Below are 10,892 nucleotides of genomic sequence, written 5' to 3' on the forward strand. Positions count from 1 at the left end.
ACAAAAATGAATTTAATTCTATTTTCGGTCACTACATTTGTGATTTTGGATTATTTTTACCGTTTTATGCGGTTTGTGAGCACTGATTTGGCTGAAATTGCTTAATTTCTATGCTTTTACTCGAAATCCGGGTCAGGAACAGTCTGGAATTTATATGGCAAGCTGATCAACCGCCGATACCTGAAGCTAAACCGCTCCCGCTGGGCGGCCAGACAGGTGCCGACCTATCCCAGTGTGGTGCTTTATGCCCAGGTCAACAAAGTGGTGATCCCTGGCGACACCCTTCCGGTAGAAATGCTGGTAGGCAACCCCGATCGTCTCGATGAAAGCGAGGTCACCGTCTATATTTCCAGTATTGATGATCACACCCTCTGTGATGACAGCAGCCATGTCGTGCTGGCCATCGGTCCCAGCTTTGAAACCTGGCAGCAGGGCGACGGATCTGGTTGTTTGGATTATCTGGAACGTAAAGAACTGGAGAAAGCGCGGCTGATCGGGGTACTGGAAAAGCGCTTTCCAGGCTTTGGTGAAGCGATCCGCTACGCCGAACTGGCCACCCCCCGGACGATTGAGCGTTACACCAACAAAAATGGCGGGGCGGTGGCCGGTCCCAAACAGATGCTGGGGCAGCATATGTTCAAGCGGCTCCATACCCGGACCGAATGGGACAATCTGTTCTGTTGCGGGGAATCCACGGTAATGGGTACCGGCACTCCAACTGTGACCACCTCGGGGATTTCGGCAGCCAATGCGGTGCTGAAGAAGCGGGGACAACGCCCCTATGTTTATCAGCCAGAGCGAAAGAATATGGTGCGGATTCTTGATAAACCGGTGACCGCCGAAAAGCTCTATGCCGATGTTCCGGCCGAAACCCGGAGCTTGATGCAAAAGGCGTCGCGGTGTCAGTTGTGTGAGCATCCCTATTGTTCGATCGGAATGGAATCTCAGGGGAGAGACTTGGATATCCGGGGAATCATGCGTCGGGTAACGGTGGGGAATCTCGTGGGAGCTAGAAAACGACTGGAAGCCTATTGCGCTGAACATCAGATCAAGATTGAATCCGAGCCACTGGATTTGTCCCTTTGTGAAAACCGCTGTATTCAAAATACCAGAAACGGCCAGCCGGTGGAAATCCAAGTGGTGATCGATCGGTTAATGGCGTAGATGGAGGTAGTTGAGATGAAGGATATAAAAAAAGCCGAAGTAAGGGTAACGGTGGCAGCTGGAAACAGCTACGATGCGATTGTGGTTGGTGCCGGGATTGCCGGTTTGACTAGCGCCGCCTATGTGGCCAAGGTTGGCTATACCACTCTGCTTTGTGAAAAAAGCGAAAAACCCGGAGGCCTGGTGGGAAGCTTCAGTCGCCAGGGCTTTACCTTTGATGCTGGTATCCGCGCCTTTGAGAATTCAGGAATTGTTTTTCCGATGCTTGCACAACTGGGGATTGCGATCGACTTTGTTAAAAATCCGGTCGTTATCGGGATTGAAGATAGCCAGATGACCTTAACGGGGGTGGAAAGTCTCGATGATTATGCCGCCATGCTGTCTGTCAAATTTCCCCAGAATCAAACCGAAATTGCCGCGATTATCGACGAAATCCGTAAAGTTACCGCTTATATGGAAGTGCTTTACGGCATTGAAAACCCACTTTTCATGGATCTGACCATCGATAAAGAGTATCTGTTTAAAACCCTGTTGCCGTGGCTGTTTAAATATCAGGTCAATATCCGCAAAGCCCAGAAGCTTGACGAACCGATTGAAACCTATTTGTTGCGTTTTACCCAAAATCAGGCGTTGATTGATGTGATTATTCAACATTTTTTTGAAAAGATGCCGACTTTTTTTGCCCTGAGCTACTTTGGTTTATACAGCGATTACAGCTATCCGATTGGCGGTACCGGGAGGCTGGTCACCGCACTGAGCGATTTTATTGCTGCCCATCAGGGCGAGCTGGCCCTGGACACCGAAATCAGTCAGATCGATATTAAAGGACAGCGGGTGACCACCCGCGATGGACGAAGCTTTGGCTATCGTCAATTGATCTGGTGCGGCGATATGAAGGCACTTTATGATGCTGTTGATTGTTCAGCGTCTGGGGAACCCGGCCACCGGGTTCGGGAACAACAACAAAAGATCCGGCAAAACCGCGGGGGGGGACTCGATCTTTACCCTCTATCTGGGGATTAATTTGGAGCCGGCTTATTTTGCCCAGCGCTGCGGAGCGCACTGTTTTTACACCCCCAGCAAGGCCGGCCTTTCGGCTATCCAGTCAGAACACTGGCAGGCGGTACTGGCGGACCCGAGCCGATCGGAGGCCGATCAGCAGACCGCTCTGAAAGCCTGGGTTCGGGAATATCTAAAGCTGACCACCTACGAGATTTCCTGCCCAGCGCTCCGCGATCCAGCGCTGGCTCCAGTCGCAAAAACCGGGGTGATTGTCAGCACCTTAATGGATTACCGATTGGTTAAAGCGATTGATAAGGCAGGCTGGTATCGGGCCTTTAAAGGCTTATGTGAAGAGCAGATTCTATTGGTGCTGGAAAACAGCGTCTTTCCCGGCGTGACCGAGCAGGTTGAACAACGCTTCAGTTCCAGCCCCTTGACAATTGAACAACTCACCGGAAATATGGACGGAGCCATCACTGGCTGGGCCTTTGCTGACGAAGCGAAAGCCAGGAAATTACCGGCGGTCAATGTTTTTCGAAAAATTGCCAAAACGATAAAAACCCCGCTGCCCCAGATTTATCAGGCCGGACAATGGACCTTTAGTCCTTCTGGCTTGCCGGTCTCGATTCTGACTGGCAAACTGGCGGCAGATCGGGTGATCAAGCAGCTCGAAAAACAGGGGCGGTCGAGTCAAACCAAAGATGAACGGGGAGTAAGTCGATGATGCTTGTCAGTGCCATGATGGTGCTGGGTTTGGTGGCCAGTGGGATTCTTTTTCACCGCTTTCCCGGGCTGGACGCGGTCAATCTCGAAGAACCGAAAGACCGAGTCAGAAATTTCAACCATAGCGCCAATCTTTCGATTATTATCCCCGCCCGGAACGAAGAAGAAAACCTGACCTTGCTGCTCGGGGATTTAAAAACCCAGACGCTTGATATTCACGAAATTATCTGTGTTGATGACGGCTCGACCGATCAAACCGCTAAAATCGCCACCGCTTTGGGAGCACGGCTGATCACCGCGGCTCCAAGGCCGACTGGCTGGCTGGGCAAGTCATGGGCGTGTCAGCAGGGCGGGGAAGCCGCCACCGGGGCCTTGCTATTATTTCTAGACGCCGATGTCCGGTTGAGTCCGACCGGGATCAGCAAGCTATTAAAGGCTCATCAAAAGACTGGTCGGGTGGTATCGGTGATGCCCTACCATCAGATCGAGAAAAAAACTGAGGCCTTATCGCTATTTTTTAATTGCATTCAGATGGCCGCCAATGGCATGGCTTGCCGACGGGGTTTGATCAAAATCAGCAAATCAAGGATCAAAAAAACAGCCATTCCTATCAGATCGGCCTCTATGGCCCGGTGATTATGATTAGCCAGGCCGATTATCAGGCCGTCGGTGGTCATGCCGCCATTAAAGACAGTATTGTCGATGATATGGCGTTGGGCGAAAAACTCCGCCAAAAAGATATTCCCTTTGCTTTGTTTCTGGGCGATCAGGATGCTTCCTATCGGATGTACCGCGGCGGGCTGCGGGAGTTGATCCAGGGCTGGACTAAAAACCAGGCCGCTGGGGCAGCGAAAACGCCGCTGTTTCTAATTGTCCTGGTTTTTTTCTGGATTACCGCGATTGCCTCGGCACCGCTTTATCTGATCCTCAGTCTGGTCTGGCAGCAGTGGCTGTGGGCCGCGATACTGGCGGCATTCTATGGCATCTGGGTGCTGGAGTTAAGCCGGATCGCTCACCATATCGGCAGTTTCTCAGTGACCACCATCGTCTTTTATCCGCTACTGCTGATTTTTTATTTGGCAATTTTTATACGTTCGATGGTTAAAAAAATATTGGGTCTCCCGGTTATCTGGAAAGACCGGGAAATTCGACTGGAAAAATAAGAGAGGAGAAGATCATGCAAATCATTTTTCTGCCTCAGGGATTGACAATTCTCCTGTGCTTTATTATCTGGCCGATTCTGATGGTCGCTGCCGCCCTGATCTGTACCCGCTTGCCAGATCACTTTTTTGATTACAATGTCTGGTTTTACCGGGCTCATCGCTGGGAAAACGATGGTCAGATTTACCAAAAGTGGTTGCGGGTGCGACGCTGGAAAAAATACCTGCCGGATGGCGGATCGCTGGTCAAGGGTGGCTTTGAAAAGAAAAAGCTGGTCAGCTTTGAAAAAGATAATCTCGACAAATACCTGCTGGAATCCTGCCGGGCCGAAATGATCCATTGGCTGGCGATTTTGCCCTTCTGGGTCTTCGGCTTGTTTACCCCGCCGATCGTGATTCTCTATATGTTGATCTATGCCCTGGCTTTCAATCTGCCCTGTGTGATTGCTCAGCGCTATAACCGGCCACGGATTGTCCGGATTGTCGCACGGCGGGGCTGAGCAACAGCGTTGTAGTCGATTAAATTGCAGTCAGTACCGGTAATGGCCGGTTTAACGAAAGAAACGACAAACTTGTGGAGGTAGCTAACAGATGGATGCATTTTTAAAACTGCAAGGCAAGGCCAAAGAAGAATTCTATCAGGCCAAGTATAATTATTATAAACGTTTTAATCTGGGGATCTTGTTTGTCGCGTCGGTGATGTTCTTTATTCTGCTGGTACCGGACTGGCAGGTTGCTGAGCAATTATCCTGGCAAACCCTGTTAATCCGCAGTATGGTCATAATTCCGCTAGCGGTGGTGGTGCTGGCCTATCGGATCACCAGTAATTACCGGATTATGTCGGTTATTTCGCTGGTTATGGTTCATGCCATCATCTGGGGAAATATCTGGGCCGGTTCATTCATGACGGATCAGTCCTATGTCAATGAAGGGTTTTTATTTGTCAGTTTTATCCTGCTGCTAGTGGCTTTTAGCGCCCCACCGTTTTATGCCATGGTTGCCCAGCTGGGGCTGATCGCTAACATTCTGCTGGCCGATCAGCTCTATCACTTTCCCAATCTGGCGGTGATTTTATCTTTTAACATTCAGGTGATCCTGCTTTTGTGCCTGTTGGATTTGGTTATCACCGGCTTTTACTATGACCATTACATAACCCGAAAAAAACTTGAGTTTGCGCTGTTTCACGATCCTCTGACCCAGGTTTTCAACCGTCGGCAGCTTCATAAGGTCATGGGGCAGGGTCACGATTTGTCATTTTTAAGTGATGCCATTGCCATCGTGATTATGGATGTCGATCATTTTAAACAGGTCAATGACAGTTATGGGCACGATGAAGGTGACCGTATTTTGCAATTTGTCGCCGATTGCATCCGCCATTGTCTGCGGGGACCAGATATGTTAATTCGCTGGGGTGGTGAGGAGTTTGTCGCAATTCTGTTTGATTGCCAGCCGGATCAGGCCAGCCGGGTTGCCGAGCGGATCCGTACTTCGGTGGAAAAGTCGGTAAACGGTGTCTGCAAGATCACCGTTTCCCTGGGGGTGGCCATCTATCAGGGTGGCGACTGTTTCGAGACCATCAAAAAAGCTGATCAGGCTCTTTATGTAGCCAAGCATAGCGGCCGCAATCGGGTGGTATGTTATGAGGCACTGGACCGCGAAGCGCTGGAAGCAGCAGGGATTAGCGGGCACGCCGACGCCTGAGAGGATGGGTTTGGTACTCCACTAAACTGTCAGTAAGTGAAGTGCGTCAGGAAACCAACAGATACGGCGCGTTTGGATGAATAAATTAAAGCAAAGACGGTAAAAAGGTGATATAATCAAAGCAATAATATCACACGCTGTGAGGTGATGGAAATGAAGCGTGTCACAATCGAAGAAATTAAAAACAGTGTGGTTCCCTACGGAAAAACGTATGATCTTGCTAAAATAGTTCTGTTTGGTTCTTACGCTCGTCATGATGAGACGGAATCAAGTGATATAGATTTATTGATCGATGCCGAACGTTCTAACTTCACATTATTTGATTTATGGGAAGAACAATAGCAAAAAAAACAAAATAACCGATCAGCCAATGTTAGCGGGAACGCTGGGATTGGCTGTTTTTTTTAAAGGGGTTATTTTTATGGCTTTATTCTGGTAGTGATAGCGGTTAAGCGCAGTTTCATCAGAAGCGTGTCAGGCAAACAACAAATGAGGCACCTAACAAATGATAAGAAAAAAAGACGGACAACAATCAAACCGCTCGGTTCTTTCCTTGACTTCCTATCCCGAATAAAATACAATATTAAGTACAGAATAAAGTCCTTAAGGAGGAGAGATTATGTTAGCCATCAATTATACCACCATGCGAAACAAGATGAAATCCTATTTTGACAAGGTAACCGATGACAATGAAACAATCATCGTCACCCGGAAAGGCGAAAAAAATGTCGTCCTGATTAGTCTGGATGAATATAATAATTTGATGGAAAATGCTTATATTACCAGCAATAAAGCTTATTATGATCGTCTGATTGAAAGTAAAAATCAAATTGAACAGGGCAAAACGATCGAATTAAAAGAGTGTGCCATGAACGATGAATAAATTGTTTTCAGAGCATGCCTGGGATGAGTATTTATACTGGCACAATAAAGATAAAAAGATCCTCAAAAAAATTCATGAGCTGATTCGTGATATTGAACGCAATGGATACGCAGGAATTGGTAAACCAGAAGCACTCAGGCACGAGCTATCCGGGTATTGGAGCAGAAGAATCTCTGAACGCGATCGATTAATTTACAAAATCCAAGACGAGACCATTTATATCATCGGTTGCAAGAGTCACTATGGAGACAGTTAAGGGTAAAGCAGCTTCGCACAAAAAAAGATCAGCCAATGCCAACGAGAACGCCGGGATTGGCTGATTTTTGTATCGGGTAGGGTGGTTTTGCCAAAGCCGTTATTGATAGCGGATGGCTTTCTGGTGGCAGCTTTTCAGACACTTCAGGCAAACCAGGCAATCACTCTGATGAATCTGATGTTTTGACTGTTTTTCGATGGCGCCCGCCGGACAGGCTTTTTGACAGGCCCCGCAATTGTTGCATTTTTCCGGGTCGATGACCATGGCGTGGCGAGCTTTCATCCCGCTGAGACTTAAGATCGTCCCGTAGGGACATAAAAACCGGTGCCACAACTCGGCTGGAAAGAAAAGGGTGAGGATGATACCGCCGACAAAGAGCAGGGGCAGAATCGGCAGTTTTTTACCGGTCAGCATCACAAAGACAAAGACCAGGAAAAACAGAAACAGGATCACCAGGCGGAGCCAGGTTTTTGACAGCCAGCGGGGAATCTTAAAATTTTTTAAATGGCTTTTCTTTTTCACAAAGGTGAGCCCTTCCATCACCGTATTGATCGGACAGATCCAGCCACAATAAAGACGGCTCCAGAACAAAGAGGCCAGCACACCCAGCACAAAAACGCCCATCCACTGCTGAATCTTACCGGTCGCCAGCAGGGCCATAAACAAGCCCAGAAAAGTTAGCTGGATGACCCGGCGCCACGCTGTTGTCATTGATTGTCCAGATGATAAAAAGCCGGACCGGGGGCTTTGATCACAAAAAGTTCCAGAATTTCGGGGTCACGGTTATTGACATTCATTTTGATGTGGTAGGGAATATTGATGATCTGTCCGGCTTCATAGCGGTGCGGCTCCTGATCACCCAGCTGCAGGGTAACCGCCCCTTTAATGACGATCATATAAACGTTGGAATTGGAATAATGCTCCTTCAAGCCTTCTCCTTCCGGGAAAATCATGTGGTTGATCATCACCGGCTGGTCATCAATAATTTTTTCAATCCGTTTTTCGTTGCCATTGGCAAAGGCATAGATTTTTTCTAACATCGTAATCTCCTTTTCGTTCATGATACAATCTAGTATAAATGATAGAATCAAGAAAAAGTGTTACGGTGGTAACACAATCGGATAATAAAAAAAAAATAATGAGCTAGCCATCAAGATCAGATTGAGTTGGGGCGATAACTGGCAGGGTTGATTAATGCCGAAATTACAATGAAATGAATGATTGGCTAATTTCTGAGGAGACTTTGGAATTGAAGCGCGTCGGGCATCCAACAGATACGGTGCGTTTGGATGAATAAATTAAAGCAAAGCAAAGCCAGTTAAAAGGTGATATAATCAAATCAATAATACCATAGACGATGCGGTACTGAAAATGAAGAGGTAAAAATGGTGTATCGCTCAACAAAATGGGAGGGAACAAAAATGGATTTGAAAAAAATAGAAAATTATACACTCGATGATATTTCCGTTTTTTTTAAAGAAAATGCGGACGCCATTTTAATTGTTGACGCTAAACTTGTTATCTACAAAGCCATTTCTAGAAAGGGTATATTTTTGGATTTAATCGAAAAAAACGGAAATTATCACGACCTTATTGAAAAGCTTTGGTTAAACTTTAATAACAGTTCAAACAAAATTACACCTGACTATCAAGTCTTTACACCTTCAATCGGGAAATTCGATGGCAAATACAGTAAGAGACTAAAGATTGTCTTCAACAATACTCTATATATCATTCAGATGACAATATATCCGATAGCCGATAATAATATCTATATGTTCATTCTCGATGAACTAAGCGGCGGTACCTGTCACTTAACATATTCAACTTAACTTATTGGTCTGGGTTTTGAATATGGAATCAGTCATAGGGTCGCTGTTATTGTCTGCAAAAGTTATCACAGTGGGTGACGCCAAGGGATTTATGAAATGATCGACGAATTGACAGAAAATTAGAAAGGAGCCAAAATGGATAAAACGAATAATATCATTCGCAGTTCTGCCGCTGAATATCTGACCTTCATTACCGCCACCGGCGAAAGTGACGTTAATACGATCTATGCCGATGAAGATGTTTGGTTATCGCAAAAAATGATGGGTGTGCTGTATGATGTAGAAACGCACACAATTAATTATCACCTGAAAAAGATATTTGCTGATAATGAATTGATTGAAAATTCAGTTATTCGAAATTTTCGAATAACTGGATCAGATGGTAAAAACTACAATACCAAGCATTATAACTTGTCGGCGATTATTGCGGTTGGTTATAAAGTGAATTCAGAAAAAGCCGTTCAATTTCGGAAATGGGCGACTGAAATCGTCAAGGAATTTACAATCAAAGCTTATGTGATGGACGATGAACGGTTAAAAAACAATGGGACGATTCTAACAAAGGATTACTTCGAAGAACAATTAGAACGGATTCGTGAAATTCGTTTGAGTGAAAGACGTTTTTATCAAAAGATTACGGATATTTATGCGACCAGCCTTGATTATGACAGAAGTGCAGCCACGACCAAACGCTTTTTCGCCACCGTTCAAAATAAACTTCATTGGGCGATACATCAGGAAACAGCGGCTGAGACGATTTATAACCGGGCGGACAGCGAAAAAGAAAATATGGGCTTGATGTCCTGGAAAGATGCACCAGCTGGCAAAATTCAAAAATTTGATGTGGTGGTGGCTAAGAATTATCTAACCGAAAAAGAAATGTCGCAGTTGGCCCGATTGGTTAATAGTTATTTGGATCTGGCCGAAGATTTTGCCCTCCGGGAAATTCCGATGACAATGAGCGATTGGGAAGAACGGCTGAATGCATTTTTAAAACTTACCGATCGTGACGTGTTAAATGATGCGGGAAAAATCTCGGCTGCCATTGCTAAAAATAAAGCACTCGCAGAATTTGAGAAATATCGGGTAAAACAGGACTTAACTTACCAGTCGGATTTTGATCGATTGATTGAAGGCATAGAAAAAGTCTAACCAAAAGAACCAAACGCTTGTCCAGGGGATTAGTGCCCGACACCAGTTTATAAACTTGTTCGGATTAAGCCAGACGCGATTGATAAACAAATCAAGCAGTTGCCGATCATCAATGTGACCAGCGGCCAGTCCGATACCCAACAATTAGCCATTACTAATAAGTCATATAACAATTCTCACAACAAAGGAGAAAACCCAATGAAACCAGAAAAACTCAGCGAAATCATCAGCGGTGGTGAAGGTCTGACCATCGAATTCAAACAAAGCCGAACCAAATTGAATCGGGATGTGTTCGAAACCGTCTGTGCTTTTTTAAACCGCAATGGCGGTCATCTGTTTCTGGGGGTTGATGATCAGGGCGGGATTGTTGGGATCGAGCCTGATGCCATTGAAAAGTTAAGAATGGATTTTGTCACTGCCATGAATAATCCGTTGAAAATTTGTCCGACCTTTTATCTGACCATCGAAGCCATTGAAATGGAAGGCAAAACGATCTTTCATATTCTGGTTCCCGAGAGCTCCCAGGTGCATCGGTGCAATGACCGGATTTTTGACCGGAACGAAGATGGCGATCTGGATATCACGGACAACACCAATCTGGTGGCTGGTTTGTATAACCGCAAGCAGTGGTCTTATACCGAAAATCGCATCTTTCCTTATGCGGAGCTATCCGAGCTTAACCCCGATTTGCTGATCCGGGCCAGAAAAATGGCGGCCAATGAACGGTCCGATCATCCCTGGAAAACCATGAACGATCTGGAGCTGCTAAAAAGTGCCGGCCTTTATCTTAAAGATCCCCAAAGCGATAAAGAGGGGATTACCCTGGCTGGGATTCTGATCTTCGGAAAGCCAGAGCTGATCCTGGCGGCCTTGCCCCATCACCGCACCGATGCCCTGCTGCGCAAAGTCAAGTGCATTGTCATCGCCTACGATTATAGCGTCATAGGGTGGCGTTTGGCTCAATTTATATTTTAGGTGCGCATAAAAAAGTTCTATGTTTTCACGTGAATTAAACCGTC

General features: G+C 46.2%; 15 protein-coding genes. 13 read left to right on the top strand and 2 right to left on the bottom strand.

From position 1 onward, the window contains the following. Positions 1–216 precede the first annotated feature (216 nt). From QZ998_RS02205 to QZ998_RS02250, 10 genes are all read left to right on the top strand, one after another. Positions 217–1,164: a hypothetical protein gene (locus QZ998_RS02205; RefSeq protein ID WP_296557639.1), complete on the top strand. Its 948-nt coding sequence runs from the start codon at positions 217–219 to the stop codon at positions 1,162–1,164. A gap of 15 nt (positions 1,165–1,179) precedes the next feature. Then, positions 1,180–2,187 (top strand): NAD(P)-binding protein, encoded by a 1,008-nt coding sequence (locus QZ998_RS02210; protein WP_296557640.1) that lies wholly within the window; start codon positions 1,180–1,182, stop codon positions 2,185–2,187. 1 nt (position 2,188) lies between these two features. Further along, on the top strand, positions 2,189–2,890 hold the full coding sequence (locus tag QZ998_RS02215) for a hypothetical protein (RefSeq protein ID WP_296557641.1): 702 nt from the start codon (positions 2,189–2,191) through the stop codon (positions 2,888–2,890). Continuing rightward, complete coding sequence (locus QZ998_RS02220) at positions 2,887–3,525, top strand: glycosyltransferase (protein ID WP_296557642.1); 639 nt, start codon at positions 2,887–2,889, stop codon at positions 3,523–3,525. The genes QZ998_RS02215 and QZ998_RS02220 overlap by 4 nt, the downstream gene beginning before the upstream one ends. Continuing rightward, positions 3,411–4,052, top strand: coding sequence for a hypothetical protein (locus tag QZ998_RS02225; protein ID WP_296557643.1), 642 nt, complete (start codon positions 3,411–3,413; stop codon positions 4,050–4,052). The genes QZ998_RS02220 and QZ998_RS02225 overlap by 115 nt, the downstream gene beginning before the upstream one ends. Positions 4,053–4,066: 14 nt before the next feature. Next, positions 4,067–4,549: a hypothetical protein gene (locus tag QZ998_RS02230; protein WP_296557644.1), complete on the top strand. Its 483-nt coding sequence runs from the start codon at positions 4,067–4,069 to the stop codon at positions 4,547–4,549. 91 nt (positions 4,550–4,640) lie between these two features. Further along, positions 4,641–5,750 carry a GGDEF domain-containing protein gene (locus QZ998_RS02235; protein ID WP_296557645.1) on the top strand — a complete coding sequence of 370 codons (1,110 nt, stop codon included), beginning with the start codon at positions 4,641–4,643 and terminating at the stop codon, positions 5,748–5,750. Between the two features lie 153 nt (positions 5,751–5,903). Continuing rightward, positions 5,904–6,092: a nucleotidyltransferase domain-containing protein gene (locus tag QZ998_RS02240; RefSeq protein ID WP_296557646.1), complete on the top strand. Its 189-nt coding sequence runs from the start codon at positions 5,904–5,906 to the stop codon at positions 6,090–6,092. A 277-nt stretch (positions 6,093–6,369) separates the two neighbouring features. After that, the gene (locus tag QZ998_RS02245) at positions 6,370–6,633 is read left to right on the top strand and encodes a type II toxin-antitoxin system prevent-host-death family antitoxin (RefSeq protein ID WP_296557647.1); all 264 of its coding nucleotides are present in this window, start codon (positions 6,370–6,372) and stop codon (positions 6,631–6,633) included. Then, positions 6,626–6,889 (top strand): Txe/YoeB family addiction module toxin, encoded by a 264-nt coding sequence (locus tag QZ998_RS02250; RefSeq protein WP_296557649.1) that lies wholly within the window; start codon positions 6,626–6,628, stop codon positions 6,887–6,889. The genes QZ998_RS02245 and QZ998_RS02250 overlap by 8 nt, the downstream gene beginning before the upstream one ends. Positions 6,890–6,988: 99 nt before the next feature. Here the strand turns inward: QZ998_RS02250 and QZ998_RS02255 are convergent, their stop codons facing one another. Together QZ998_RS02255 and QZ998_RS02260 are read right to left on the bottom strand one after the other, a co-directional pair. Then, positions 6,989–7,600: a 4Fe-4S binding protein gene (locus QZ998_RS02255; protein WP_296557652.1), complete on the bottom strand. Its 612-nt coding sequence runs from the start codon at positions 7,598–7,600 to the stop codon at positions 6,989–6,991. Then, positions 7,597–7,929: a cupin domain-containing protein gene (locus QZ998_RS02260; protein WP_296557653.1), complete on the bottom strand. Its 333-nt coding sequence runs from the start codon at positions 7,927–7,929 to the stop codon at positions 7,597–7,599. The genes QZ998_RS02255 and QZ998_RS02260 overlap by 4 nt, the downstream gene beginning before the upstream one ends. A 381-nt stretch (positions 7,930–8,310) precedes the next feature. On the opposite strand from QZ998_RS02260, the gene QZ998_RS02265 reads away from it, so the two are divergent. The 3 genes from QZ998_RS02265 to QZ998_RS02275 all read left to right on the top strand — a co-directional run bounded on the left by QZ998_RS02265 (position 8,311) and on the right by QZ998_RS02275 (position 10,848). Continuing rightward, positions 8,311–8,721, top strand: coding sequence for a hypothetical protein (locus QZ998_RS02265; RefSeq protein WP_296557655.1), 411 nt, complete (start codon positions 8,311–8,313; stop codon positions 8,719–8,721). Positions 8,722–8,856: 135 nt separating this feature from the next. Beyond that, on the top strand, positions 8,857–9,873 hold the full coding sequence (locus tag QZ998_RS02270; RefSeq protein WP_296557658.1) for a virulence RhuM family protein: 1,017 nt from the start codon (positions 8,857–8,859) through the stop codon (positions 9,871–9,873). 198 nt (positions 9,874–10,071) lie between these two features. Next, a complete protein-coding gene (locus QZ998_RS02275) occupies positions 10,072–10,848 on the top strand; it encodes an RNA-binding domain-containing protein (protein ID WP_296557659.1) in 777 nt (258 codons plus the stop codon). Positions 10,849–10,892: the final 44 nt, after the last annotated feature.

Origin of the sequence: uncultured Acetobacterium sp., from assembly GCF_927416815.1 — a bacterium.
In the GTDB taxonomy this organism is placed as follows: Bacteria; Bacillota; Clostridia; order Eubacteriales; family Eubacteriaceae; genus Acetobacterium.